Annotated in this window: 23 protein-coding genes; 15 read left to right on the top strand and 8 right to left on the bottom strand. The window is 72.4% G+C overall.

The genetic code is table 11. From position 1 onward, the window contains the following. Positions 1–107 precede the first annotated feature (107 nt). Complete coding sequence (locus OG989_RS09340) at positions 108–1,406, top strand: MFS transporter (RefSeq protein ID WP_327030290.1); 1,299 nt, start codon at positions 108–110, stop codon at positions 1,404–1,406. A gap of 103 nt (positions 1,407–1,509) precedes the next feature. Here the strand turns inward: OG989_RS09340 and OG989_RS09335 are convergent, their stop codons facing one another. Then, on the bottom strand, positions 1,510–1,767 hold the full coding sequence (locus OG989_RS09335; RefSeq protein WP_225852023.1) for a hypothetical protein: 258 nt from the start codon (positions 1,765–1,767) through the stop codon (positions 1,510–1,512). 148 nt (positions 1,768–1,915) lie between these two features. On the opposite strand from OG989_RS09335, the gene OG989_RS09330 reads away from it, so the two are divergent. The 5 genes from OG989_RS09330 to OG989_RS09310 all read left to right on the top strand — a co-directional run bounded on the left by OG989_RS09330 (position 1,916) and on the right by OG989_RS09310 (position 4,687). Then, positions 1,916–2,488 (top strand): hypothetical protein, encoded by a 573-nt coding sequence (locus OG989_RS09330; RefSeq protein ID WP_327030289.1) that lies wholly within the window; start codon positions 1,916–1,918, stop codon positions 2,486–2,488. A gap of 69 nt (positions 2,489–2,557) precedes the next feature. Further along, a complete protein-coding gene (locus OG989_RS09325) occupies positions 2,558–2,806 on the top strand; it encodes a hypothetical protein (RefSeq protein WP_327030288.1) in 249 nt (82 codons plus the stop codon). A gap of 100 nt (positions 2,807–2,906) precedes the next feature. Then, entirely contained in the window at positions 2,907–3,311 is a 405-nt protein-coding gene (locus OG989_RS09320) for a hypothetical protein (protein ID WP_327030287.1), read from the top strand. A gap of 41 nt (positions 3,312–3,352) precedes the next feature. After that, positions 3,353–3,772 (top strand): hypothetical protein, encoded by a 420-nt coding sequence (locus OG989_RS09315; protein ID WP_327030286.1) that lies wholly within the window; start codon positions 3,353–3,355, stop codon positions 3,770–3,772. A gap of 108 nt (positions 3,773–3,880) precedes the next feature. Then, positions 3,881–4,687: an HAD family hydrolase gene (locus OG989_RS09310; RefSeq protein ID WP_151454927.1), complete on the top strand. Its 807-nt coding sequence runs from the start codon at positions 3,881–3,883 to the stop codon at positions 4,685–4,687. A gap of 116 nt (positions 4,688–4,803) precedes the next feature. On the opposite strand, the gene OG989_RS09305 is transcribed toward OG989_RS09310, so the two are convergent. Further along, complete coding sequence (locus OG989_RS09305; protein ID WP_327030285.1) at positions 4,804–5,550, bottom strand: oxidoreductase; 747 nt, start codon at positions 5,548–5,550, stop codon at positions 4,804–4,806. Positions 5,551–5,805: 255 nt separating this feature from the next. Between OG989_RS09305 and acs the strand changes: the two genes are divergently transcribed. From acs to OG989_RS09285, 4 genes are all read left to right on the top strand, one after another. After that, positions 5,806–7,770: an acetate--CoA ligase gene (gene acs / locus OG989_RS09300; RefSeq protein ID WP_327030284.1), complete on the top strand. Its 1,965-nt coding sequence runs from the start codon at positions 5,806–5,808 to the stop codon at positions 7,768–7,770. Positions 7,771–8,036: 266 nt separating this feature from the next. After that, a complete protein-coding gene (locus tag OG989_RS09295) occupies positions 8,037–10,826 on the top strand; it encodes an immune inhibitor A domain-containing protein (RefSeq protein ID WP_327030283.1) in 2,790 nt (929 codons plus the stop codon). Positions 10,827–11,249: 423 nt separating this feature from the next. Then, on the top strand, positions 11,250–13,646 hold the full coding sequence (locus OG989_RS09290) for an immune inhibitor A domain-containing protein (RefSeq protein ID WP_151454934.1): 2,397 nt from the start codon (positions 11,250–11,252) through the stop codon (positions 13,644–13,646). Positions 13,647–13,853: 207 nt separating this feature from the next. After that, on the top strand, positions 13,854–14,786 hold the full coding sequence (locus OG989_RS09285; protein ID WP_327030282.1) for an alpha/beta fold hydrolase: 933 nt from the start codon (positions 13,854–13,856) through the stop codon (positions 14,784–14,786). A gap of 1 nt (position 14,787) precedes the next feature. Here the strand turns inward: OG989_RS09285 and OG989_RS09280 are convergent, their stop codons facing one another. Continuing rightward, positions 14,788–15,153: a hypothetical protein gene (locus OG989_RS09280; RefSeq protein ID WP_101413782.1), complete on the bottom strand. Its 366-nt coding sequence runs from the start codon at positions 15,151–15,153 to the stop codon at positions 14,788–14,790. Beyond that, complete coding sequence (locus tag OG989_RS09275; RefSeq protein ID WP_327030281.1) at positions 15,150–18,503, bottom strand: SseB family protein; 3,354 nt, start codon at positions 18,501–18,503, stop codon at positions 15,150–15,152. The genes OG989_RS09280 and OG989_RS09275 overlap by 4 nt, the downstream gene beginning before the upstream one ends. Before the next feature lie 152 nt (positions 18,504–18,655). Between OG989_RS09275 and mycP the strand changes: the two genes are divergently transcribed. After that, positions 18,656–19,933 (top strand): type VII secretion-associated serine protease mycosin, encoded by a 1,278-nt coding sequence (gene mycP / locus OG989_RS09270; protein WP_327030280.1) that lies wholly within the window; start codon positions 18,656–18,658, stop codon positions 19,931–19,933. A gap of 149 nt (positions 19,934–20,082) precedes the next feature. Here mycP and OG989_RS09265 read toward each other — a convergent pair whose 3' ends face one another. Then, a complete protein-coding gene (locus OG989_RS09265) occupies positions 20,083–20,373 on the bottom strand; it encodes a WXG100 family type VII secretion target (protein ID WP_132232078.1) in 291 nt (96 codons plus the stop codon). A gap of 26 nt (positions 20,374–20,399) precedes the next feature. Next, positions 20,400–20,720 (bottom strand): WXG100 family type VII secretion target, encoded by a 321-nt coding sequence (locus tag OG989_RS09260; protein WP_132232452.1) that lies wholly within the window; start codon positions 20,718–20,720, stop codon positions 20,400–20,402. Between the two features lie 225 nt (positions 20,721–20,945). On the opposite strand from OG989_RS09260, the gene eccE reads away from it, so the two are divergent. From eccE to rarD, 4 genes are all read left to right on the top strand, one after another. Beyond that, entirely contained in the window at positions 20,946–22,925 is a 1,980-nt protein-coding gene (gene eccE / locus OG989_RS09255; protein WP_442791917.1) for a type VII secretion protein EccE, read from the top strand. A 54-nt stretch (positions 22,926–22,979) separates the two neighbouring features. Continuing rightward, positions 22,980–23,366: a phage holin family protein gene (locus OG989_RS09250; protein ID WP_151457240.1), complete on the top strand. Its 387-nt coding sequence runs from the start codon at positions 22,980–22,982 to the stop codon at positions 23,364–23,366. Between the two features lie 67 nt (positions 23,367–23,433). Beyond that, on the top strand, positions 23,434–23,934 hold the full coding sequence (locus OG989_RS09245) for a GNAT family N-acetyltransferase (protein WP_327030279.1): 501 nt from the start codon (positions 23,434–23,436) through the stop codon (positions 23,932–23,934). Continuing rightward, complete coding sequence (gene rarD, locus OG989_RS09240; protein ID WP_327030278.1) at positions 23,931–24,860, top strand: EamA family transporter RarD; 930 nt, start codon at positions 23,931–23,933, stop codon at positions 24,858–24,860. Before OG989_RS09245 ends, rarD begins: the two co-directional genes overlap by 4 nt. A 10-nt stretch (positions 24,861–24,870) precedes the next feature. On the opposite strand, the gene OG989_RS09235 is transcribed toward rarD, so the two are convergent. Continuing rightward, positions 24,871–25,563: an anti-sigma factor family protein gene (locus OG989_RS09235; RefSeq protein WP_327030277.1), complete on the bottom strand. Its 693-nt coding sequence runs from the start codon at positions 25,561–25,563 to the stop codon at positions 24,871–24,873. Further along, entirely contained in the window at positions 25,560–26,054 is a 495-nt protein-coding gene (locus OG989_RS09230; protein ID WP_255474788.1) for a sigma-70 family RNA polymerase sigma factor, read from the bottom strand. Before OG989_RS09230 ends, OG989_RS09235 begins: the two co-directional genes overlap by 4 nt. Positions 26,055–26,200: the final 146 nt, after the last annotated feature.

Genomic DNA, 26,200 nt, shown 5'->3' with positions numbered 1-26,200 from the left:
CCTAGCACGCGCTGATAGTCCTCGGAATCGGGTGAAAAAGCGATAACGAGTTCCGGGGCATTCCCGCTAGGTTGACCGAGCCAACAAAAGGGAAGGATCCCAATTCCGTGCATGTTCTGCAGAATCAGCGGACCAGTAAACTTTCCAAGCGCCACGCGGTCGACGATGACGGGCGAGAACGGTCGAGGCTGTTCCGACGCGGGCTGATTCCTGAAACGCGTCCTCAGCAGATTCTCGCGTTGGCGACGTTCGTCAACATGCTTGGCAGCGGCGTCTTCATGGTCAGCGCCGCGCTCTACTTCACTCGGGTCGTCGGGCTCCCATTGACCCAGGTCGGCCTGGGAATGGGCGTCGCGGCTGGCATTGGCCTTTTCGCTGGCGTGCCAGTGGGGCATCTGGCTGACCGGCGAGGTCCGCGAGGGGTCTACCTGTCGATGCTCGTCGTTCAGGGTGTGGCGATGGCGGCGCTGGTACTGGTTCAGTCGTTCTGGCTGGTCCTGGTGGCGCTGTGCATCGGGGAACTCGCCCGTTCAGCGGGCGGAGCGGCGCGCGGTCCGTTGGTTCGCGGGATCGGCGGTGCGCACCTCACCAGCTACCGCGCATACCTACGCTCGGTCGCCAATCTCGCGGGGAGCTGTGCCGCCGTGGCTGCCGGCTTCGCCGTGCAACTTGACACGCGTCCGGCCTACCTGACCCTGGTGCTGGCCAATGCGCTCAGCTTCGTGGCCAGTGCCGCCATCATCGCCACGCTGCCGCCGCTACCGCCCGTGCCCGCGCTGCCGACGGCCAACCGCTGGGAGGTGTTGAAGGACCGAGGGTACGTCGCCATAACCGTGCTCGACGGCATCCTGTCGATTCACCACCAGGTCCTGCTCTTCGCCCTGCCACTCTGGATCATCGGGCACACCAGCGCACCTCGGTGGCTGGTTGGCGCAGCAGCGCTGACAAATACCGCCCTGGTGGTACTGCTCCAGGTCAAGGCCAGTCGAGGGGTCGATGACAGCGTCGCCGCCGGGAAAGCCATACGCCGATCCGGAGTGGCGTTCTTCATCGGCATGGCCCTGACCGCCGCAGCGGCAGGACTTCCCTCGTGGCTTGCGCTCACCGGCATCGTCGCTGGCATCTTCGTCCACACGATCGGTGAACTCTGGCACACGGCGGGCTCGCTGGAACTGCGATTCAACCTCGCTCCCGCCCATGCCCAGGGGCAGTACATGGGGCTGTTCGGGTTCGGAGCCGGCCTGGCGAACATGGTGGCTCCCACCGTACTGGCGCTGTTCTGCATCACCTGGGGAGTGCCTGGTTGGCTTGTGCTCGGCGGGGTGTTCATCGTGGCGGGCCTCGTGATGCCGTACGTGGTGCGGTGGGCGGAGCGGACCCGCCCCAACGTTGAACAACCCGCCTAGCGGACCTGTCCATCCGTGACGGACGGAAGCGACCTGCGACCCGTGGGGAAGCGCTCCCGCCGGAAAGGGACGTCGGCTTGGCCGTACGAATGCCGTACAGCTATCAGCCTCGATCGGTCCCGGCGTGCCTGCTTCGCTCCTGGAGGCGCCGCAGCCTGCGGAGGTACTGCCCGGCGTGGGAGCGCTGCGCATCGTCCAGCGCCTGCGCGTCCGGGTCGGCAAACTCTTCGTAGTAGGAGATCTCGGCCGGGTCGTGGTCGTGCTCAATCAGTTCGCCGAGCGCCTGGGCGTCATGCGCCAGCGGCGACCTCCTCGCCGCCTCATCCCGCCAGATGTGCCCACTGATGTCGTCCTCCTGCACGCGGGCGATGGTAGAGCCAACGAGGCTCGGCACCCGCGGCGTACGGCCTCGGGACCTTCGGGACAGATCGGCATCAGGACGGGCGTTGCACTCCGCCTGTTCGTGTAATGCGAAGGACGACCGTGGGAAGGCCTGGCAGTGTGAGCTGGTGCCGGATATCGACCCCAGTGAGGCGGAGTACCTCCACGAGATAGAGCTCCTTGCCAACGACGTCGTCAATCGGGCACTGGACGAGGGCTGGCTCAGCTTTGATCCCGATCCTGACGATGCGACGCCCTTGCAGCGCGCCGTCAACGCGCTGGGACGCCAACTCCAGGACCACCACTTCGAGCATGACGGCTGCGTCGATCCGGACGCCCCGCTCGTCGGCCTGGCCGGGGCCCTCCTGGTCCGTCCCACGACCATCATGAGCGAGCAGGAGTACATCGACGTCTGCGAACGGCTGGGCGTTGAGGCCCGGCCGCAGGGGTGGGCGTTGTGGCACACCTGGGATCAGAAGGGCCGACGAATCACCATGGTCACCACCAGGATCAGCACCACTGAAGGAATGCTGCTGGTCTGGTCGAAGGGCCGCCACCTGGTCCCGGTCAAACCGCCACGGGCCGCGGTGGCCGCCACCGTCAGGGGCTGGATCGGACCAGCGGTCCGATCTCCCGGATACGTTGCCGAGACGGGAGTAAAGGAAGCGGCCGGCGCTGCCACGCGGTACGGCGTTCGCTGACGATCCGCTGACTCTCGGATGACGCGCTGCCTGCGTAGGTCAACCAACCGGTCCTGCCACTATGAGCTGGTGGACCCTGCAAGCCTCGGCCCGTACACACACCTCTGGGATGGCAGCGACCCGAACTGGGTCGTCCTGTCAATCTCCGACACCGACGACGATGCCGGCTCGCCTTACAACCGCCGGGCCGGAATGGTCGAACTCATCTGCGACGACCTCCTGGCCGCCGCCGTGTTGCGGACCATGCGGAGCCACGGCGTTCCCACAGTGCAAATTGACGCACTTGGTGATCAGGCCGCAGGGAACCAGTTCCTGTAAGCCGTTGGCGGCAGCGATTGCCCGAACCACGACGGCGGCGGAGTGCCCTCGCAATCGATACGGCCCGGACTCCGTCGTATGGCTCTGTCACGCTCTCGTCATGCCTGAGCGACCGACAGCCCGGTGGCTGCGCTATGTCGAGGAGCAGACCGCCCAACTCCAAGCGGGAACTTTGCAGGAGCCAGAGGAGGCCTGGGCCTTGTCCGACTTCCCAAGGCCGCTTATCACGGCGACAGATGCAGCGTTGTCCGACTTCGAGCGGCGACTGGTGCAGATCGACCCGGAGTCTGATGCCGTCGTCCTCGCTGTGGTGCAGCAAGTCGTCCTCGCTCTCAACGCGGTCAACGAGGATCCGGCGAGCCCCACCTATGACACCGATGGGCGTGAGGATCTCTGCGGGTACATCGACGAGGCACTCACGAGCGCTGGCGTCGACGTACCAGCACTGGCCGCCAGACACGGCCTACAGCCATGGGGGATTACTGATCGGTGGCGTGACTGGTAGCCAACGCGCTGCGGCGGCGGCACTCGTACATCACGTGGCTGGTGACCGACGGGGTGCCGGTCAACGTGGTGCGGCGGGTCGTGGGGCACGAGAAGGCGTCAACGACGCTCAATCGTTATACGCACACCCCCGACGACTACGTCGACCGGGTCCGGCTGACGTTCGCTGACTTTCCGCCCGGCGCCCCGGCCGACCGACCTCGGAGAAGTGCTTCCACCTGGTCGGGAGCGCTTCCGGGAAAGGGACGACCCCCGTCGGGGGGAGACGGGGGTCGTCGAAGGTTCGGCTCCGGGGGGGTCGAGCCGAACCCACTCAGCGGTCACGGGGGGTGCAACCGCCGAGGGTCTGCCTGTCGTACGAGATGTGAACACTCGTCGCATCAGCAAGTCTGCCTGAGCGAACCTGTATACGTCGAGTGGCGTCTCCTCCACTCCGCGCGAAATAATGTTCGCAGAGTGTGACCATCATCACGATGAGCGAGGGTGGCGGAGGGTCGGCCCGCAGGTCCGAGGGGTCGCCGGGCCCCGGGCACCCGCCGACCATAGACCATCCGGCTAGACTTTCGCGCCGTGGGCCGAAGTGCCGCTTTCTTCGATCTGGACAAGACCGTCATCGCCAAGTCGAGCGCCCTGGCGTTCGGTCGGCCGTTCTACCGGGACGGCCTGATCACCCGGCGTGACGTGGTCAAGTCGGCGTACGCCCAGCTGATGTTCCGGCTGGGCGGCACCGACGCGCAGACCATGGCCAGGACCAGGGACTACCTCGCCGCGCTCTGCAAGGGCTGGCAGGTGGAACAGGTCCGCCAGATCGTCGCGGAGACGCTGCACGAGCTGATCAACCCTTACGTGTACGCCGAGGCCGCCGCCCTGATCGAGCAGCACCAGGCCGCCGGCCGGGACGTCGTCCTGGTCTCCGCCTCCGGCGAGGAGATGGTCCGCCCGATCGGCGTGCTGCTCGGGATCACCGACGTGATCGCCACCCGGATGGGCGTGGTCGACGGCCGCTACAGCGGCGAGGTCGAGTTCTACGCGGCCGGCTCAAGCAAGGTCGACGCGGTCGGCGAGCTGGCCGCCGAGCGCGGCTACGACCTGGCCGACTCGTACGCCTACTCCGACTCGTACAGCGATCGGCCGCTGCTGGAGTGCGTCGGCCATCCCTCGGTGGTCAACCCGGACCGGCAGCTGCGCCGGCTCGCGGTCGAGAACTCCTGGCCGGTGCTGGAGTTCCGGCACCCGATCCCGCTGGGGCGGCGGCTGCGCGAGCGCCCGGCCGTCCCGGTCGCTGCCGCGGCGCTGGGCGTGGGTGTGGGCGTGGCCATCGGCATCGCCTGGTACGGCCGGCACCGCCGCACCCGCACCGCCCCCGCACCCGCCTGAGCCCGCCCGGCCCGGCGACCGAGCACGACCACCTGAGCCCGTCCGCCGAGCCATGAGTCCGACACCCGCCCCGACCCGACGACCGCGCGCAACCCGCAAGGCATGGACGGGCCAGCTCAGGCCGCCGCGAGGACCTCGTCGCCGATGGTGGTGAGCTGGTCGGCGCCGACCTCCACCGCCGCCATGTAGTGGCGCAGCCAGGAGCGCAGTCCGTCCGGGGTGCCGGTGGCGAAGGCGCCGGCCGAGCCGACGTACTCCGGTTCGCGCTCGTGGTGACCGACGTCCACGGCGAGCAGGCCGCGTGGGTCCAGCCCGCTGGACAGCAGCACCAGGCGGGCGGCGCCCCGGGCCACCACGCCGGACGGCCCGGCGAAGGGGCGCAGGTTCAGCAGCTCGCCGTGCACGACGGCGGCCAGCACCAGCGGCGAGACCTTCGTGCCGCCAGCGACGAGCCCCGCCAGCCCGTCCAGCCGGGCGGCGACGACCGGGTCGGCCACCGGACGGCCCAGCTCGGCCTCGTCGACGACGTCGCGGGCGGCGAGCACGTGCAGCCTGGCCAGCGCCTGCCGGGGCGCCTTCGGCCAGAGCTCGGACAGCCCGGGCAGCGCCCCGGCGACCCGCAGCGCGCCCTGCACCACCGGCTCGGTCACCGTCCCGGCGCGGACCGCCTCGCGCTCGCGGGCGTACCCCTCCAGGGCGGCGCTGGCCACCGCGGACCGGAGGCTGACCTCGGCCGCGACCTGGCCGCCGTGCCGGCGCAGCGCGCGGTGCCCCAGTGCCTGGTCGAACCGCTCGCGGGCCCGCTCCACGGCGGGGGCGACGTCGGCGAGCGCGAGCAGCGGGGCGAGCGGGTCAGCGGTCACCCCGTCACGCTATCGACTGCCCGGCGCGACCCGCCGACGAGCCGCCCGGAAGCGACCGGTGCCACCCCGCGAGCGTCCGGCCGGCGAGCCTGCCCGCACAAATGGCGCCGAGGCGGCGGCCCGCGTCGCCGTCCGGCGCGCGGTGGGGGCCGCTCGGCGCGTGTCGGCCGGACCGGCGGTCGCCCGTGCCGGCGGCCCCGACTAACCTCGTGCCCTAGAGAGACGCAGGTCACCCGAGCGACGAGGGAGTACGGCATGAGCGAGGCATTGGCCAATCTGCTGAACGAGACGCGCCAGTTCCCCCCGCCAGCCGAACTCGCCGCGAACGCCAACGTCACCGCCGACGCGTACGCGGACGCGGACGCCGACCGGTTGGCGTTCTGGGAGCGGCAGGCCGGGCGGCTGACCTGGGCGAAGCAGTGGGACCAGGTGCTCGACTGGTCGAAGCCGCCGTTCGCGAGGTGGTTCGTCGGCGGGCAGCTCAACGTGGCGTACAACTGCCTGGACCGGCACGTCGAGGCCGGGCTGGGCGACAAGGTCGCGATCCACTGGGAGGGCGAGCCGGGCGACACCCGGACCATCACGTACGCCGACCTGCACCGGCTGACCTGTCAGGCGGCGAACGCGCTCACCGAGCTGGGCGTCACCGCCGGCGACCGGGTGGCGATCTACCTGCCGATGGTGCCGGAGGCGGCGGTCGCGATGCTGGCCTGCGCGCGGATCGGCGCCACGCACAGCGTGGTCTTCGGCGGCTTCTCGGCCGACGCCCTGACCAACCGGATCCAGGACGCCAGCGCGAAGGTGGTGATCACCGCCGACGGCGGCTACCGCCGGGGCAAGCCGTCGGCGCTGAAGCCGACCGTGGACGAGGCGGTGGCGAACTGCCCGTCGGTCGAGCACGTGCTGGTGGTGCGCCGCACCGGCGAGGAGGTGGCCTGGTCGGGCAGGGACCGCTGGTGGCACGAGACGGTCGAGACCGCCCCGGCCGAGCACGCCGCGCAGCCGTTCGACGCCGAGCACCCGCTGTTCATCCTCTACACCAGCGGCACCACGGCCCGCCCGAAGGGCATCCTGCACACCACCGGCGGCTACCTGACCCAGACGTCGTACACGCAGCACGCGGTCTTCGACCTGAAGCCGGAGACCGACGTCTACTGGTGCACCGCCGACATCGGCTGGGTGACGGGGCACTCCTACATCGTCTACGGCCCGCTCTCCAACGGCGCCACCCAGGTCATGTACGAGGGCACCCCGGACACCCCGCACAAGGGCCGGTTCTGGGAGATCGTCGACAAGTACAAGGTCAGCATCCTCTACACCGCCCCGACGCTCATCCGCACGATGATGAAGTGGGGCGAGGACATCCCGGCCGGTTACGACCTGTCCTCGCTGCGGCTGCTGGGCAGCGTGGGTGAGCCGATCAACCCCGAGGCGTGGATGTGGTACCGGCAGCACGTCGGCGGGGGTGAGCTGCCCATCGTGGACACCTGGTGGCAGACCGAGACCGGGGCGATCATGATCTCGCCGCTGCCGGGCGTGACGGCGACCAAGCCCGGCTCCGCGATGACGCCGCTGCCCGGGATCGTCGCCGACGTGGTCGACGACCAGGGCCAGTCGGTGCCGAACGGCGGCGGTGGCTACCTGGTGCTGCGCGAGCCGTGGCCGTCGATGCTGCGCACCATCTGGGGCGACGACGACCGGTTCATCGAGACGTACTGGTCGCGGTTCGAGGGCATGTACTTCGCCGGGGACGGGGCGAAGAAGGACGACGACGGGCACATCTGGCTGCTGGGCCGCGTCGACGACGTGATGCTGGTGTCCGGGCACAACATCTCCACCACCGAGGTGGAGTCGGCGCTGGTCTCCCACCCGTCGGTGGCCGAGGCGGCGGTGGTCGGCGCGACCGACCCGACCACCGGGCAGGCCATCGTCGCGTTCGCCATCCCGCGCGGCACCACGGACATCGCTGGCGACGCTGGCGAGAAGCTGATCGCCGAGCTGCGCAACCACGTGGCGAAGACGCTCGGCCCGATCGCCAAGCCCCGGCAGATCATGCTGGTGCCGGAGCTGCCGAAGACCCGCTCGGGCAAGATCATGCGCCGGCTGCTGCGCGACGTGGCGGAGAACCGCTCGCTCGGCGACGTCACCACGCTCCAGGATTCGTCCGTGATGGACCTGATCTCGTCCGGCATGGGCGGCGGCAAGTCCGACGAGGACTGACGCAGGCGTACGCCCCGATGGGTGACGGTCCCACGCGGACCGTCACCCATCGTCGTTTCTTACGGGTGTGCGACCGACCGGATGCGTGCTGTCACATCGGTCGGTCGGGTGAGCCGGGTGAAGCTGAACGGCCACAGGGAGACGTCGACCCCTGTCGTTCCCCTGTTTTCTGTTCTAGGTTCACGCTCGTCGGGTCGGTTCGATGGACGTCGCATCGATGAAGGCCGACCGGCTCCCTCCTCCCCATGCCCGAGAAACGGAGCGGCATGAACAGAAATCCGCAATCCGGGTCGCGTCGACGCCTGCTCGTCGCGCTGCCCGCCATCGCCCTCGCCGCCTCGTCACTGACCGTGACCGGCGGCGCGGCGGCGGCGGAACCCGGCCCCGCCCGAGCCACGATCGGGGCGGACGAGCACTACATCAACTACGCCGAGCCCGCCGTCCAACCGGACAGCAGCGGCCGCGAGGTCAAGGGCAAGGGCGGCGTCTACGCCCCGGCGGTCGAGGACGCGCGCGCCTTCGACCGCAAGTACGCCCGCGGCAATCCGGTCGCCGCCGGGCAGCTCGCGAAGCACGAGGCCAAGTCGATCATGACGGGCAAGAGCCCGCGGCAGATCAAGAAGGCCCCGAGCACCCAGACCGCCAAGCTGCTGACCCTGCTGGTGGAGTTCAACGACCAGGCCAACGACGACTTCACCGGCGTCATGGTTCCCAGGACGGTCTTCGAGGACCGGACCTGCGTCCCCGGCACCGTGCAGAACGGGCCGAAGCACAACAAGATCCCGAACCCGGCGAACCTGCCGCACGAGGACAACAACTCGATGTGGGTGCCGGACTTCTCGCCCACCCACTACGACAAGATGCTCTATTCGAAGAAGGGCATCACCGAGCGGGTCCGCAAGGACCTGAAGGGCCCCGACGGCAAGCGGGGCGTCGACCTGACCGGCCGCACGATGCACAACATGTACCTGGAGATGTCCAAGGGCGCGTACACGGTCGACGGGCAGGCCAGCCCGTGGGTCACCGTGCCGCACTCCGAGGGCTGGTACGCGGCCTCGCGCTGCTTCCAGGACGAGAACGGCAACTGGGTCCCCGGCCGCCAGCAGTCGATGAACGGCCACCCGGACAACCCGCAGGGCGCGGGCCGGCTCGCCACCGACGCGATCGGCGCCCTCGCGCAGGCGGACCCGAACTTCCCGTGGGCCGACTACGACATCGAGGACCAGGGCGACCGCGACGGCGACGGCAACCTCTTCGAGCCGGACGGCGTGATCGACCACCTGGTGCTGGTGCACGCCGGGCAGGGCAAGTCCCGCGGCGGCGGCGCCGAGGGCACGTACGCCGTCTGGGCGCACTCGTCGACGGTCACCGGCGGCTACACCATCCCCGGTACCAACCTCCAGGTCTCGAACTACATCGTGCAGCCGGAGGACGCCGGCGTCGGCGTCTTCGCCCACGAGTTCGGCCACGACCTGGGCCTGCCGGACCTCTACGACACCTCCGGCAACGCCGACTCCGACGTCGACTTCTGGGACCTGATGGCCTCGGGCTCACACTCGGGTGAGATCTTCCAGGCGCTGCCGACGCACATGGGCCTGTGGGACAAGTGGGTGCTCGGCTGGGCCGACCCGCTGACCTTCGCGCCCGGCTCGAAGCCGCGTGCCGTCCAGCTCGGCCAGACCTCGCGGACCCCGCGCGGCACCGAGGACGGCATCAAGGTCGACCTGCCGGACAAGGTGATCACGCTGGCGACGCCGCACAGCGGCGCGAACATGTGGTACTCGGGCGCCGACCAGGACTGGGCGGACGTCAAGATCACCCGTCAGGTGGCCGTGCCGGCGGCGGCCGACTCGAAGTTCTGGATGTGGAACAACTACGTCATCGAGGCCGACTGGGACTTCGGCTTCGTCGAGCTCTCCACCGACGGCGGCGCCACCTGGACCGAGCAGAAGGTCTACGACGCGGCCGGCAACCTCGTCACCACCAACGACGGCTACGCCGACCCGAACGGCCGGATGGTGGACTTCGGCAACAAGAAGTACGGCCTCACCGGTGACACGCACGGCTGGCGGCACGACTACGTCGACCTGTCGGCGTACGCCGGGCAGACCGTGCAGGTCCGGCTCCGCTACGCCACGGACGAGGCGTTCGCGGAGCGCGGCTGGTTCGCCGACGACTTCTCGGTGACCGGCGGCGGCGCCACCACGTGGAGCGACGACGTCGAGGGCGGGGCGAACGGCTGGACGGCGACCGGCGGCAGCTTCGTCGACACCACCGGCCAGGGCTGGCACATCGACACCGGCACCTCGACCCAGGCGCACTACTACCTGGCCGAGTGGCGCAACTTCGACGGCTTCGACAAGGGCCTCAAGTACACCTACGACACGATCTACTCGCGCGACGCGTGGAAGGTCGACCGGGTCTCCTACAACGCCCCGGGCATGCTGGTCTGGTACCGGGACACGGAGCGGGGCGACGTCAACCACACCACGGCGCAGATGACCGCGCTGCCCAGCTACGGCGCCAAGGGCGGTCTGCTGATCGTCGACTCGCACTTCGACCCGTACCGCCGCAAGGGCGAGGCGGCCGTGAAGGACCCGTCGGTGCTGGACAACCTGCCCAGCCGCCCGCAGTCCGCGAACGCGGCCTTCTCGCTGAAGCCCACGTACCCCTTCAAGGAGTGCCTGGAGGCGGCGGACGAGCCGTACAGCGAGTACTGCACCAGCTTCGGTCCGCAGGCGCCCGTGAAGGGCTTCACCGACGCGAAGACCTGGTACCCGGGCATCGAGATGCGTGACGGCTCGCCGTACGCGCGGGACAACGACGCCTCCGTGGTCATCCCGTCGAAGGGCAACGCGCCGTACACGACCCGGGTCACCAACCCGGACGGTACGCCGGCGACGTCCTACTACGGGGTCAGCCTGGGCAGCGGCATCGTGCTGGGCACCGGGAACCCCGGCGACCAGGGTGTGTCCTACGGCGTCACCATCACCATCAAGCGCGCCGCCCGGGACAACTCGTACGCCACGGTGTACGTCACCCCCGCGAGGAACTGACCCCAGGGTCGGCCGAACGGAAAACGGGCGGGGCCCGTCCGGAGAGCATCCGTGCTCGCCGGGCGGGCCCCGCCGCGTGTACACGTCGCCGACGGTCGTAAAGGCCCACCGGACCACCCGTGGGACGGCCGACGGGCACGTCGCCGCCCACTTTTCCGTTACGCGATCACGCTTATCGAAAACCGTCTCTTTGTCCCCAGGTGGGGCCGTTCGCGCTGCTCACCGTGTTGGTGAACGGCCGGGATGTGACGGTGAAAAGCATTCCCAACAAAACTTTGCAACAAATCGACGCACGCATCTTCCCACCGGTCACACGAGTGTCTATGTTCACCATTGGTCCCACTAGTGGGATCGGTAGCACCGGCCCGTACCCCCGTTGGGCCGGTTCCCTCAAACCGGAGGTACCACGTGCGCAAAGTCGCAGTGGGTCTGCTCGGGCTTTCGCTGACGGCGACGGGACTGGCGTTCGGTTCGTCCGCCACCGCCGCGCCGCAGCCGAAGTTGCCGACGGCCGCTCCGTCGGTCGCCGAGCCAGCCCATGTCGACCACGACCTGCCGAACCCGCTGGAGGACAAGCGTCGCGCCCTGCGCCAGGAGGGCCTGAGCGACGTCCTCTCCGGCCGGGCCAAGCCGCAGAAGGTCAACGGCAGCACGGTCGTCAAGGTCGGCAAGACCCAGGCCGAGGGGGCTGCCGCCCGCTCGACCCGGGCCAACGCCGCCACCCAGACCGAGGACCAGTACGTCGAGCTCTCCCGGGAGAAGACGGACCGGATCTTCGTCATCCTCGCCGAGTTCGGCAACGAGCGGCACCCGAGCTACCCGGACCAGGACACCGACCCGGACACCGCGGGTCCGACCCGGTTCGACGGGCCGCTGCACAACGAGATCCCCCAGCCCAACCGGGCGGTGGACAACTCCACGGTGTGGCAGGCGGACTACAACGCCGACTACTACCGCAAGCTCTACTTCGGCACCAACCCCGGTGACGAGTCGGTGAAGCAGTACTACGAGGCCCAGTCCTCGGGTCGCTACAGCGTCGACGGCACCGTCACCGACTGGGTGAAGGTGAAGTACAACGAGGCCCGCTACGGTCGCTCCGGCGGCTACCCGTGCGCCTCGAACGTCTGCACCAACACCTGGGCGCTGGTCCGCGACGCCGCCAACCAGTGGGTCGCCGACCAGAAGGCCGCCGGCCGCACCGACGCCCAGATCACCGCCGACCTCAAGGCGATGGACCAGTGGGACCGGTACGACCACGACGGCGACGCCAACTTCAACGAGCCGGACGGCTACATCGACCACTTCCAGATCGTCCACTCCGGTGGCGACGAGGCCGACGGTGACCCGCACCAGGGCGAGGACGCCATCTGGAGCCACCGCTGGTACGCCTTCGCGTCCGACCAGAACTCGACCGGCCCGGTCGGCAACCTGGCCGGCGGCACCCAGATCGGCAACACCGGCATCTGGATCGGCGACTACACCATCCAGCCGGAGAACGGCGGCCGGAGCGTCTTCTACCACGAGTACGCGCACGACCTCGGTCTGCCGGACGACTACAACGTCACCAGTGGTGGGGACAACAACAACGAGCACTGGACCCTGATGGCCCAGAGCCGGCTCGGTGCCAAGACCGACGCCGGCATCGGTGACCGTGGCGGCGACCTCGGCGCGTGGAACAAGCTCCAGCTCGGCTGGCTCGACTACGAGGTGGTCGTCGCGGGGCAGAAGCGGACCATGACCCTCGGCCCGCAGGAGTACAACAGCGACGAGGCGCAGGCCGTCGTCGTGGTGCTCCCGAAGCGTGACTACACGTTCGAGCACGGCGCGCCCTTCGAGGGCAGCAAGCAGTTCTTCTCCGGCAACGCGGACGACCTCAACAGCACGATGACCCGGACCCTGGACTTCACCGGGAAGTCGTCGGCGGCCCTGTCGATGAAGGGCCGCTACAACATCGAGGCCGACTACGACTACCTGTTCTTCGAGGCGTCGCTGGACGGCGGCCAGTCCTGGGTGACCCTGCCCGGCACGGCCAACGGCCAGCCGCTCAAGGAGATCTCCGCCGGTCGCTACGCGCTGGACGGCAGCAGCGGCGGCGAGTGGGTCGACGTCAACATCCCCATGGACGTGGCGGCGGGCAAGGTCGCGCAGTTCCGGCTGCGCTACCAGACCGACGGCGGCGTCTCCGAGGGTGGCTTCTACGGTGACGCGATCACCGTGACCGCCGACGGCCAGACCGTCCTCTCCGACGGCGCCGAGACCGGTGCCGCGGGCTGGACGCTCGCCGGTGGCTTCGAGACCGCCGAGAAGAGCTACACCAAGGCGTACGACAACTACTACATCGCGGGCACCCGGCAGTACATCTCGTACGACAAGTACCTGAAGACCGGCCCGTACTTCTTCGGCTACTCGAACACCCGCCCGGACTACGTGGACCACTACGCGTACCAGGAGGGTCTGCTGATCTCCTACTGGAACACCCGCTGGGCGGACAACGACACGTTCGCGCACCCGGGTGAGGGTCGCAACCTGATCATCGACGCGCACCCGCGGCCGATCTACAACCTGACCGGCCAGCCCTGGCGGTCCCGCGTCCAGGTCTACGACGCGCCGTTCAGCCTGAAGAAGGCCGACTCGTTCACGCTGCACCTCAACAGCCAGCCGCAGTACATCCGTGGCCAGGCGGCGCAGCCGCTGTTCGACGACACCCAGCAGTACTGGTTCCCGGAGCTGCCGAACCACGGCGTCAAGCTCCCGGCCACCGGCACCAAGATCAAGGTCCTGGAGAAGGACGGCAACAACACCAAGATCCGCATCTCCTGATCGCTGATCCCGCACCACCAGCACCACGCGATGCCCGGGCAGGTCACCTGCCCGGGCATCGCCCTTTCCGCCACCCACCGACCCGACGGCCAGGCGGCACGGTGGCCCCAGCGCCGCCAGCCGGGGCGGGGAGTCCCGCGAGCGATCCCGACCACGACGTGGGTCGGCGTCGGGGGTGACCGGCACCGGGGTCCTAGGCTGTCTGCCATGACCGAGCAGCGCGGCGGGCCCGTCGACGAGTCCTGCGTCCTCACCGAGGGGCCGTGGACGCACCGGTTCGTCGGCGCCAACGGCAGTCGCTTCCACGTCGTGGAGGCCGGCACCGGCCCGATGGTGCTCTTCCTGCACGGCTTCCCCGAGCACTGGTGGGCCTGGCACGAGATGCTGCCGGCGATCGCCGACGCCGGCTTCCGGGCCGTCGCGGTCGACCTGCGCGGCTACGGCGCCAGCGACAAGCCGCCCCGGGGGTACGACGGCTACACCCTCGCGGCCGACGTCGCCGGCCTGATCCGGGCCCTCGGCGAACGCTCCGCCACCGTGGTGGGCACCGGCGTCGGCGGCATGATCGCGTGGACGGTGGCCTCGTTCCACCCGTCGTTGGTCCGCCGGCTGGTGGTGCTCGGCGCCCCCCACCCGCTGCGGCTGCGGGCCGCGATCTTCGCCGACCCGCGCGGGCAGTTCGCCGCCGCCACGCCCACCCTGAAGTTCCAGCTGCCCCGCTACGAGCACGTGCTGACCCGCGACGACGCGGCGGCCGTCGAGGAGATGCTGCGCCGCTGGGGCGGGCCGCGCTGGGTCGACGGGCCGGGCTTCGAGGCGTACGCCCAGCGGTGCCGGGAGGCCATGCGCATCCCGCAGGCCGCGTTCTGCGCCCTGGAGGGCTACCGCTGGGCGTTCCGCTCGGTGCTCCGCCTGCACGGCTACCGCTTCGTCCGGCTGATGCAGAAGCCGCTGATCACGCCGACCCTCCAGCTGCACGGCGCGCTCGACGAGGCTTCCCTGCCGCGTACCGCCCAGGGCTCCGGCCGGTACGTGGTCGCGCCCTACGAGTGGCGGCTCCTGGACGACATCGGGCACTTCCCGCACATGGAGGCCGGCGACCTGGTGCTGGGCGAGGTCCTGCGCTGGGCGAAGTCCTGAGTCAGACCCGCTGCTCGCGCAGGTCGGCGACCTCGGCGGCGGGCGCCCAGCCCTGGTAGACGCCGAAGTCGAAGACCTCCAGCCCCATCGCCCGGGCCACCGGCCAGCGTCCGCCCGTGTACTCCACCCGCAGCCAGCCGTCGTGCTCGCCGAGGACGATGAACGGCTGCCCCTGCCAGGTGCAGGTGGTCCGCACGTACGCCAGGTCGTCGAGCTCGGTGGCCGGCAGCACCCGGACGTAGCGGCCGGGGCGGATCTCCTCGAAGCCCTCGCCCGGCTCCGGCTGGTAGAGCCGGACGTCGTCGCCGTCCGGGCTCGCCTGGTACTCCCGGCCCTTCCAGCGGGCCACGTAGCCGTCGCGCGTCACTGCTCACCGACCTGTCGCCACCGCAGCGCGTCCGTGTCGAGGATGGCGACCACCCGTTCGGTGCCGTCCGCGCCGATCCGCCACAGCTGCGCGCCGTGCGGCAGCCGGGCGCTGTCCACCTTGAACTCGGCCACCACGTCGCTGCTCTCGCCCGGCGCGAACCCGTTGCCCCGGAACGGCGGGCGCTCGATGACCCAGCCCTCCATAGCCCGCATGGCGGCCTCGTTCTGCCCGCCGTACGGGATGCGGTAGAGGCTCGGCCGGTGCGCGGGCCAGCGCAGCACGTAGATCTCGCCGGCGTCGCGGGCGAAGGGGGAATCCGGGTAGCCCAGGCCGAGCGCGTCGTGCAACTGGGCCGGGGTGTTGAGGTGGGCCAGCTCGCCGGCCCGGTGCACGAAGCCGGAGACCCGGTCGTAGCCCCGCTCCAGGTAGTACGCGAGCTGGCTGGGCGCGACCGCCTTCTGCATCACGATCGGCCGCGCCGGGTCGGGCGCGGGCGGGGCGTAGCGGGGGCGGCTCACCGGTTCCTCGGCGGCGGGCGGCTCGGTCTCGATGTCGTCGCCGAGTCCCACCTCCGCCGCCCAGTTGGCCAGCCCGACGATCTGCTCACCGGGCAGCTTCGCCCCGACCGGGGTGCCCGGGTTGACCGCGAACGACCAGGACTCGTCCGGCCAGCGACGGATCAACTGGACGAACTTCACCTCGATGGTCTCGACGGTCGCGTCGGTGTGGTCGGCGAGCCGCTCCGGCGAGGTGTGCACCACCACGAACTTCTCGCCGTCCAGTTCCTCCGTACGCCAGACGAAGCCGGGCTCGCCGGGCCGGCTGCCCGGCGCGGAGTCTGCCGCCACCGGCAGCAGCACGCGGGCCAGCAGCAGGGTGGACAGGAAGGTGTCGGTGCTGCCGGCGCCGGCGGCGTCGAGCAGGTTCTCCTCGACCTCGTTGGCCGGCTCGAAGGCGACCGGCACGGGACCGGCACCCGACGACACGTCCGCGCTTCCGGTCAGGGGAGCGGTGACCGGCTCCTCGGCGACCGGCGGACCGGGGTCCTCCGCCGGCCCGGCGTCGGGAACGCCCTCGTCGGTCGCGTCCCCCTGTCGGGCGGCGCCGTCCGTCGCCGGTGCGGGCGCGGCGACGCTGGTCGGCACCGTCGGATCCCCGGACCACGCGTCGGCGGGCGGCCCGGATCCGAGGGAAACGGTCGGGTCTCCGGGCCACGCCGCGTCGGCAGGCGGCCCCGGATCGAGGGACACGGTCGGGTCCAGAGACACGGTCGCGTCGCCCGACGACACGACCGGCTGCGTCCGGTCCAGGGACACCGTCGGGTCCAGAGACACCGTGGCATCGCCCGACGACACGACCGGCTGCGTCCGATCGAGAGACACCGTCGGATCCAGGGACACGGTCGCGTCACCCGACGACACAACTGGCTGCGTCCGGTCCAGGGACACCGTCGGATCCAGGGGAACCGTCGCATCGCCCGACGACACGACCGGCTGCGTCCGGTCCAGGGACACCGTCGGATCCAGGGAAACCGTCGCGTCGCCCGACGACACGACCGGCTGCGTCCGATCGAGGGACACGGTCGGATCCAGGGAAGCGGTGGCGTCGCCGGACCACGACGGGGCGGCGGACCGCACGGTGTCGGCGGGCGACGACGGGTGGGCGGGCGCGGGCGGTGCGGGTTCGGCGGTGGCGGCGGTCACCGGTTCCCGGCGGCGCCGGACCGGCTCGAACAGCGAGACGGTCTCCTCGGCGGGTGGGGCCGACTCGGGGGCAGGCGGTCCGGTGAGGTCCCGCGACTCGATGACGGTGCCCTCTATGACGATGGGCGTGAACCCGCGACGGGGGGCGGGTGGCCCGGAGACCGGTTCCGCGTCCGCCACCGGCTCCGGCCCGACCGGCTCGGGGGTGGTCTGCCGGCGCGGCAGCGCCTGGGTGAGGTCCTCGGCCGGCTGCGGTCGGTCTGCGCCGTACGCCGGTGATGGCGGGCCGGGATCCGAGGCGGGGGCCCGGAGGTCCCGGGTGGCGTCCTCGCCGGGCCCGCGCGGCGGCAGCACCTGCGTGGCCTCGCCTCCGGGCATCGCGAAGGCCCGGGTGGGCTCCCCGCCGGGCGCCGCGAAGGCATGGGTCGGTTCCGCGGTCGGCGACGTGAAGGCGTGGGTCGGCTCACCGGCGGGCACCGTGAACGCGTGGGTCGGTTCCGCGGTCGGCACCGCGAAGGCGCGGGTCTCTTCCGCGGTCGGCGACGTGAAGGGGTGGGTCGGCTCGCCGGCAGGCGCCGTGAAGGCGTGGGTCGGTTCCGCAGTCGGCGACGTGAAGGCGTGCGTCGGTTCCGCTCCGGCCGGGGCGCTCGGGATCGGGTGGGTCGCCTCCCCCGGTACCGGCTCCCCGAGCGGCCGGCGGCGGGGGAACGGCTGGCTGCCGGGTGCGAGGCGGGACGGCGGAACCGCCCGCTCGCCCGAGCGCAGCGCCTCCTGCCGGTGGGCGGCCGCGCGACCGGAGGCCGGCTCGAAGAACGACCGGTTCGGCCGCTCCGGGGCCTCCCCGGCCGGGCGACCGTTTGTCGACGGCGAGGGGTGGGCGTCGGGCGTCGGCAGGCCCCTCGGGCGCTCGGTGAGCGGCGCGGGGCGCGGCGGCGGGAGCCGGTCGGGGGCCGCCACGGCGTCGAACCGGGCGGGTCCGCCGGCCGTCGGGTCGCCGCGCCGCGCATCCAGGTGGTCCGCCGGGGGCGTGGGCGGGACGAGCGGGTGGGCCGGGCCGGGTCGGGCGGGTGCGGGGATCCGGCCGGTGGCCGACGCGGCCGTGGGCTCGGGCCGGAGCGTGCCGTCGGGCCGGGCCACACCGGTGGTCGGCCCGGTCGCCGGCCCGCCCGACGTGTCCTGACCGGTGGCCTGGGCCCGCGCCCGGGCGGCCGTCTCCACGCGTTCCAGCCGGGCCCGCGCACCCATGGTGCGGCCGGGCAGCCGGACGTCGCCCCGGGAGAGTTGGGCGACGAACCAGGCCGGCAGGTAACCCTCGATGGGCAGCCCGGGATTGACCGCCAGCCACCACTCGTGGTCGGGCCAGCTGTCGGACAGATCGGCGTACGAGATGCGCCGGACGGCACCGCCGTGCTCGCCGAGGCAGGCGCGCACCGCCGCACCGGAGGTGAACGCCAGCACGTGGGTACGGCCACCTGTGCTCCAGGTGCCCCAGCCCACAGGTGCCGTCCCCGCGAGCGCCTCGGCGGAGACCGGCAACAGCAGTTCGGTCCGGGCCAGGACGCGGAAGTAGAGCTGTTGGTCGTTGGCGCGTAGCGCGTCCCGCATCGCCGCTTCGGCGTCGGTGGCCGGCTCCCACTCGGTCACGGCCACCCCTCCTCCCGCGCACAGGCCATAGGTATCGCGTACAACCTACAAGGTAGAAGCAAGATCACAATCGCTGGCCGGCAGCGGTGCGCCCGGGGCCGCCACAAGCGCTAACATCCCGTTCCGGAGTCGACACGATACGGAGGCGGTCGATGTCCCGGTCCCCCTCACGCCCGCTCCTCGCCGCCCTCACGACGGCGTTGCTGACGGCCGTCCCGGCCGCCCCCACGATCGCCGGCCGCCCGGCCGGGCCCGCCCCCGGCCCGGTGCCGGCCGGCTGGTCCGCATCCGCGCCGACCGCCGCGCGTGCGGCCCCCGGCTGCGCCTCGCCCCTCGCCCCGGTTCGGCCGGTGTCCGCGCGCCCCTGGCCCCAGCAGCGGTACGCCCCGGAGCGGCTGGCACCGCTCGCCACCGGCACCGGGGTGACGGTGGCGGTGATCGACTCGGGGGTGGACCGGCGGCACCCGCAGCTGACCGGCCGGGTGCTCGACGGCACCGACCTGCTCGACCCGGGTAGCGACGGCAGCCGGGACTGCGCCGGCCACGGCACCGGCGTGGCGAGCATCATCGCCGCCGCTCCCCGCGACGGGACGGCGTTCCGGGGGCTGGCCCCGGGCGCCCGGATCCTGCCGGTACGGGTCAGCGAGCAGCAGGTGGTCGAGGGGCGGGAGTCGGGGCGCACGGTCAGCGCCGGGGACTTCGCCCGTGCCGTCCGCTGGGCGGTCGACCACGACGCCGACGTGCTCAATCTCTCCGTCGTCCTGTACGCGGACGACCCGGCGGTGCGGGCCGCGATCGGCTACGCGGTCGACCGGGACGTGGTCGTGGTGGCCGCCGCCGGGAACCTGCACGACGCCGGTGACCCCCGGCCCTACCCGGCCGCGTACGAGGGGGTGCTCGGGGTGGGCGCGATCGGGGCGGACGGGACACGGGCACCGTTCTCCCAGACCGGCTCGTACGTCGACCTGGTCGCCCCGGGCAGCGACGTGCTGATGGCCGCCCCCGGCGAGGGCCACCACCGGGCCGAGGGCACCAGCTATGCGGCGCCCTTCGTGGCGGCCACCGCCGCGCTGCTGCGCCAGTACCGGCCGGAGCTGACCGCGGCGCAGGTGGCGCAGCGGATCGTGGCGACCGCCGATCCTGCCCCGGGCGACGGTCGGGGCGGCGGGTACGGCGCGGGGGTGCTGAACCCGTACCGGGCGGTCACCGAGACCGGGGGCACGTCGGAGCTGACGCGCCAGGTCAGCGCGCTCGCGGACGACCGGGCCGAACCGGCGGTGCTGGCGCAGCGGGCCCGCCGGGCGGCGGCCCGGGACCGGGCGCTGCTGGTGGCGGGGGCCAGCGGGGCGGTGGTGGCACTGGCGGCACTGCTGGCGCTCGTCGTGCCGCGCGGGACCCGCCGCCGCTGGCGGCCGGCCGACCCCGCCTGACCCGGCCGGCGGCCTACGGCCGTCGCCCCGCCTGACCCGGCCTGCGGTCTACGGCCGTCGCGTCCGGGGTCGTCCACCGTCGGCGGTCGCCCGGAACGGCCGATGGTGGCGTCGACCGGCTCACGATCGACGCCACCACCGGGCGGGGCCTACTGGAACAGGCCGACGTTCTTCTTCTCCGTGTCGAGGTAGTCGGCGGCGGAGTCGTCCACCGCGAGCTTGATGTCGCGCAGCATGACCTGGAGGTCCTGCGAGGCCGACCGCCAGCGGCGCTGCCGCTGCTCGTAGGCCTGGAGGGCCTCGCCGGACCAGCTCGCCACGAGCGGGGCGGCGTCCCGTTCGAGCTGCCCGAGCTGCGAGTCGAGCGCGTTCAGCGCCTTCTGGATGTCCGCGCTCGCCTGTTGCAGGGCGGCGAAGTTGACGACCAGTACACCGTCCATCGGATGTCTCCTCCCCCGGGACCGGGTCAGAGCGGCAGCTGGATGCCGCCGCGGTTGGTGGTGGACACCCGGCTGGCGGCCTCGGCGTCCGAGACGTCGTAGTGCCGGCCGGCCGTGCGGACGGCGCCGGCGGTCTCCCGCAGCGCCCGCTGAAGCGCCGCCTGGTCCTGTGCCCACTGCTGCTTGACCTGCTCGAACGAGCGCCCGCCGGCACCCCGCCAGGCCTGCTGCAACACCTCCAACTCGGCCATCAGGCTGCTCAGCATGGACTGCAGGGACTGGTCGACCTGCTCGAACTTCGCGGCGGTCTGCTGCATCACCGCTGCTTCTGCCTGGGTCTGGGACACCCGGGACGTCACCTCGTCTCCTCGGTCGTGGCTGGCCGTGAGCGCACCCGCCCACCGGGCGCGCCGCTCGCGCCGCCCGGACATCGAGCGTGGCGGGCGCGGGGTCAGCGAAACTCGTCGCTGACGGTAGCGGTACCGTCGCGGTTCTGCTACCCCGTGGCCATCCCCTGTGGACGACTGCGGCCCCCATCCCGCCGGACGCTCCCCTTACGATGGGCGGCGTCGATGTCGCGGCGAGTGACCGGTCGAGGAGGCACGGTGACGGTGACCACCGGCCCGGGCCCGCACCGGCCGGCCCCGGGCCACGATCCCGCCCCGACCGCCGCGCCGCTCGTGCCGGCACCGCCCGGGTCGGCCGGTCTGTCCGGCCTGGCTGGCCCGATCGGCTCGCCTGGCCCGTCCGGCACCGTGGCCGGCGCGCCGGCACCGCCGGCCGCCCTGCCGCCGTCGCGGAAGCCGGCCGGCCGGCGGAGGGGCGCCGGTGTCCGGGCCGGTCAGGTCGTCGCCACGCAGGTGGCGGTGGCCGCCGTGGTCGCGGCCGCCGGCCGGGGCGTGCTGGTGACGTTGGCCGCCGTGGGGGTGGCCGCGCTGCTGCTGCCCCTGGCCTGGGTGCGGCTGCGGGGGCGGTGGCTCTTCGAGTGGCTGGCCACGGGCCTGGGCTACGCCATCCGCCGCCGCGCCCTGCCTCCGGCCGCCGGCCCGGCGGCCCTGCTGGACCTCGTCGACCCCGGCGCGGTCGTGCGTCCCGCCGAGCTGGCCGGCACGCCGGCCGCCGTGCTGGACGACGCCGCCGGGATGGTGGCCGTGCTGGAGGTCGGCGATCCGGCCGACCTGCTCGGCGACGCTCCCCGCGCGCTGCCCGTCCCGGCGTCCCTGCTGCCGGCAGCCGCGCCGGACGGCCCCCCGGTGCGGCTCCAGCTCCTGCTGACGGGCTCTCCGGCGCCGACCGTCGGCGCGGGTGGCGGTGCCGTCGCCACCTCGTACCGGCAGCTCACCGACGGGCGGCTCGCCGGCCGGGAACGGGCCGTGCTCGCCGTGCGGGTGCTGCGTGCCGAGGGCTGGACGGCAGAGGAGCTGCGGCGGGCGCTCGCCGGAACGGTGCGCCGCATCGCACGCCGGGTCGGGCCCGTCACCGCCCGCCCGCTGGGCGAGCACGCGACGCTGCGGGTGCTGGCGGAGCTGGCCCACCACGACGACCGTCCCGCGCAGGAGTCCTGGCAGGCGGTCCGGGCGGGCGACCTGCTCCAGACCACGTTCCGGCTGCGCCGCTGGCCCGACCCGCGTACCGACGCCGGCAGGCGGCTGGTGACCCGGCTGCTCGCGCTGCCCGCGACGGCGACCACCGTCTCGCTCGGCGTCGGGCCGTGGGCCGGCACCGATCCCGCGTCGGCGCCGACCGAGCTGGCCGTACGGCTGGCTGCCGCCACCCCGGCGGAGCTCTCGATCGCGGCGCAGGCGCTGCGCCGGCTGGTGGCCGAGGTGGGCGGCGAGGTGCACCGGCTCGACGGCGCGCAGCTCGCCGGGTTGGCCGGCACGCTGCCGCTCGCGGCGGCGGGCGCGGCGGGTCCGGGTCCGGCGCCCGACGGTTTGGAGCTGACCCTCGGCGAGGCGGGGCTGATGGTCGGCACGAACCGGCACGGCGGCGCGGTGACCGTCCGGCTGTTCCGGCCGGAGAGCACCCGGGTGATGCTGGTCGGCGGGATACGCGCGGCGCAGCTGGTGGCGGTGCGGGCCATGGCGCTCGGGGCCCGGGTGGTGGTGCAGACCGCCCGCCCGCGCGGGTGGGAGCCGTTCGTCCGGGGCGTCGGCACCCCCGGCGCAATGATCCCGGTGGTGCCGCCGGGCCGTCCGGTGGGCGAGCCGGGGTCGCCGCTGTGCCCGCTGCTGGTGGTGGTGGACGCCGGTCCCACGCCCGCCGAGCCGGAGCAGGGGTCCCCGTGGCGGACCACGCTGCTGGTGCGCGACGAGTTGACCCCCGCCGACGCCGACGCGTTGGGCCGCGCCGACCTGGCCGTGCTGCAACCGCTCGACCCGGCCGAGGCCGCCGTGGCGGGCGCCGCGCTGGGCCTCGGCGGGTCGGCGGAGTGGCTGACCCGGATCCGGGACGACATGGTCGCGGTGGTCAACCGGCGGGCGCTGCGCTGGGCGCTGCTCTCCCCCACCCCGATCGAGTCGCAGCTGATCGGCCGCCCGTCCCGCCGCTGAGCGGGACGACGGTCGCGGCTTCCGCAGCTTGTCCGTCCGTGGCACGATCCGGCCATGGGTTTCCTCAAAGGGCTGCTGATCCGGCTGGGCAGCACGGCGCTCGCCTTCTGGCTGGCCACGCTGCTCATCCCGGGCATCACGCTGGAGTCGGCGTCCGCCGGCGAGACGGTCGTCACGCTGGTCCTCGTCGCGGTGATCTTCGGCGTGGTCAACGCGGTGCTCCAGCCGATCATCAAGACCGTCGGCTGCGGCTTCTACCTGCTGACCCTCGGGTTGATCGCGCTGGTGGTCAACGGGCTGCTGTTCCTGCTCACGAGCTGGATCGCCGACCAGGCCGGGCTGCCCTTCCACGTCGACGGCTTCTGGCCGGAGGCGGTGCTCGGCGCGCTCTTCGTCGGCATCGTCACGTGGATCCTCGGGGCCGTCCTGGACCGGGACTGACCCGCCTCGACCAGAGGGCGGGAATTGGCCGCTGATCGGGCCGGGTGGCCGGGTTAGCGTCGCGGGCATGTTCACCCTGACGCGCGACGACGGCTACCTGCTCAGCACCGACCCGGCCCGGATCGACCTGGGCCTGGTGCACCACTGGCTCTGCACCGACGCCTATTGGGCGCTCGGGCGGGACCGGGAGACGGTGGCGCGGGCGTTCGCCGGGTCGGTGCCGTTCGGCGTCTACCGCCCGGGTGACGGCCGCCAGGTCGCGGTCGCCCGGGTGGTCACCGACCACACCACCTTCGCCTGGCTCTGCGACGTCTACGTCGACCCCGGCGAGCGCGGCCGGGGACTGGGCACCTGGCTGGCCGGGGCGATCCGCGACCACCTCGCCGAGTTGGGCGTACGCCGGATCCTGCTGGCCACCGCCGACGCCCACGCGGTGTACGCCAAGGTCGGGTTCGCCCCGATGACCGATCCGCACCGCTGGATGCAGCTCGACCAGCGGAACCAGCCGGTGAGTCCGGTCACCGGAAAGGAACCGGGCGACCTCCCGGCCCTTACGGTGGAGACGTGACGCCACTCCGCCTCGGCTACCTCTACGGCTTCGTCGCGTACCTGCTCTGGGGGTTCTTCCCGCTCTACCTGCGGCTGATGCGCCCGGCGGGGCCACTGGAGATCCTGGCCCACCGCATCGTCTGGTCGGTGGTGTTCGTCGCCCTGCTGCTGGCGGCGATGCGCAACGTCGGTTTCCTGCGGGCACTGCTGCGCCGGCCCCGGGCACTGGCCGGCATCGGCGTCGCCGCCGCGCTGATCGCGGTGAACTGGGGCACGTACATCTACGGCGTGACCTCCGAGCGGGTGGTGGAGACCGCCCTCGGCTACTTCATCAACCCGCTGGTGGTGGTGCTGCTGGGCGTCACCGTGCTGCGCGAGCGGATGCGGCCCACGCAGTGGGTGGCGCTCGGCATCGGCGGGCTGGCCGTGGCCGTGCTGACCGTCGACTACGGCCGGCTGCCGTACCTGGCGCTGGTGCTGGCGTTCAGCTTCGCCGGATACGGCCTGGCCAAGAAGCAGCTCGGGCTGCCCGCCGCCGAGGGGCTCTTCGTCGAGTCGGCGGTGCTGGCGCTGCCCGCGCTGGGGTACGTGGGTTGGCTCGCCGCCCGCGGCGAGGGCACCTTCGGGGAGGTGTCGGTCGGGCACACCCTGCTGCTGGTGTCGGCGGGGGCGGCGACCGCGATCCCGCTGCTGCTCTTCGCCGGGGCGGCGAACCGGCTGCCGCTGACCGGTCTCGGCATGATCCAGTACCTCGCCCCGATCCTCCAGCTCGGCTGCGGGGTGCTGATCTTCCACGAGCCGATGCCGCCGGCCCGGATCGCCGGCTTCGCCCTGGTCTGGGCCGCGCTGATCGTCTTCACCGTCGACGCCGTCCGCAACTCCCGCCGTACCCGCGCCGCCACCCTCGCCGCCCGCCGGGCCGAGGCCGTCGCCGCGCCCCACTGACCGGCGCGGGTCAGCGGACGTCGTAGACGAGGACGGGGGTGCCGTCGGCGCGCAGCAGCTCCAGCCGGACCAGCTCCGCGTCGGTGAACCGGGTCGCGCCGGTGATCCGCAGGTCGTCGCCGGGAGCGGCGAGCCAGGAACCGATCTGCTCCGTCGCGCCGTCCGGGCCGTGCGCCACCAGCCGGAAGGTGTACGCCTTGGCGTAGCCGGCCTTCGCGTCGTACCCGCAGCGCATCCGCACCTCGGTGCCCCAGTCGGTGCCGTTGAGGGCGATCTCGGCGTGCACCGGCACCGCGCCGGCGACCGGCTGCATGGCGACCATCCGCACCTCGACCGGCGTTGGGCCGACCGCCTCCCGGGGCAGCAGGGCGGCGGTGCCGACGCCGACGACCAGGGCCGCCACGGCGGCCGCGAGCGTGGTGAGGGCGTACCGGCGGCGGGTGGCCGACCGATCGCGGCGGCGGCGCTCCCGCGCGGCGGCGAGCAGTTCGGGCACCCGGGGGTTCTCCGGTGGCGGCAGGAACTGTTCCAGCCCGGCCGGGTCGAGCCGGCCGAGCAGCCCGGGCAGGACGGCGATCTCGGCGACCGCCTCCCGGCAGGCGGCGCAGCCGGCGAGGTGCCGCTCGTAGGCCACCCGGTCGGCGGGAGCCAGCGCACCCAGCACGTACGCGCCGTCGTCGTGCGCGAACTCGCACCGGGTCATTCCGTCACCCCCATCTCGGCCAGGACCAACCGTAGTGAGCGCAGGGCGTAGTGGGTCCGGGACTTGACCGTGCCGGGCGGCACGCCCAGCCGGGAGGCCGCCTCCGCCACCGACCGCCCCTGGTAGAAGCACTCGACCAGCACCTCCCGGTGGGTGGGGCTGAGCCGGTTCAGCGCCTCGGCGACGGTCCACGCCTCCACCGCGCGTTCCGCCTCGTCCACGGCCTCGGGAGGCTCGGGCAGCTCGTCGGTGTAGACCTCGCCGACCCGGGCGGAGCGGCGCCGCCAGGCGTCGATGGCCAGGTTGCGGGCGGTGGTGAAGAGCCAGGAACGGATCGAGCCGCGCGTCGGGTCGAGCGCCTCCGGGTGCCGCCAGGCCCGCAGCAGCGTCTCCTGCACCAGGTCCTCGGCCCGCTGCCGGTCGCCGTTGACCAGCCGCAGGGCGTGCGCGTACAGCGCCTCCGCGTGCTCGTCGTGCAGCGCGCGGAGCAGTTGGGCGTCGTGGTCGCTGATGGCGGTCTCCTCGCTGTCGGCGCGAGTCCGGCGGTGGCGTTCGCACGGGAATACGTGCCGCCGCCCCGAACGGTTCAGCCGCAGGTCACCGTGGCACCCCCGGCCGAGGTGTTCACGCCCGGTTC

It is taken from the genome of Micromonospora sp. NBC_01740, from assembly GCF_035920365.1.
Taxonomy (GTDB): Bacteria; Actinomycetota; Actinomycetes; order Mycobacteriales; family Micromonosporaceae; genus Micromonospora; species Micromonospora reichwaldensis.
Note: the sequence above shows the minus strand (reverse complement) of the source record. Positions and strands in the feature narration are given on the sequence as shown.

Bases quoted from the DNA above. Each gene is read 5' to 3' on its own strand.
- OG989_RS09320 (WP_327030287.1), top strand. From the start codon at position 2,907: ATGCCTGAGCGACCGACAGCCCGGTGGCTGCGCTATGTCGAGGAGCAG.
- acs (WP_327030284.1), top strand. From the start codon at position 5,806: ATGAGCGAGGCATTGGCCAATCTGCTGAACGAGACGCGCCAGTTCCCC.
- OG989_RS09295 (WP_327030283.1), top strand. From the start codon at position 8,037: ATGAACAGAAATCCGCAATCCGGGTCGCGTCGACGCCTGCTCGTCGCG.
- OG989_RS09285 (WP_327030282.1), top strand. From the start codon at position 13,854: ATGACCGAGCAGCGCGGCGGGCCCGTCGACGAGTCCTGCGTCCTCACC.
- mycP (WP_327030280.1), top strand. From the start codon at position 18,656: ATGTCCCGGTCCCCCTCACGCCCGCTCCTCGCCGCCCTCACGACGGCG.
- OG989_RS09265 (WP_132232078.1), bottom strand. From the start codon at position 20,373: ATGGACGGTGTACTGGTCGTCAACTTCGCCGCCCTGCAACAGGCGAGC.
- eccE (WP_442791917.1), top strand. From the start codon at position 20,946: ATGTCGCGGCGAGTGACCGGTCGAGGAGGCACGGTGACGGTGACCACC.
- OG989_RS09250 (WP_151457240.1), top strand. From the start codon at position 22,980: ATGGGTTTCCTCAAAGGGCTGCTGATCCGGCTGGGCAGCACGGCGCTC.
- OG989_RS09245 (WP_327030279.1), top strand. From the start codon at position 23,434: ATGTTCACCCTGACGCGCGACGACGGCTACCTGCTCAGCACCGACCCG.
- OG989_RS09235 (WP_327030277.1), bottom strand. From the start codon at position 25,563: ATGACCCGGTGCGAGTTCGCGCACGACGACGGCGCGTACGTGCTGGGT.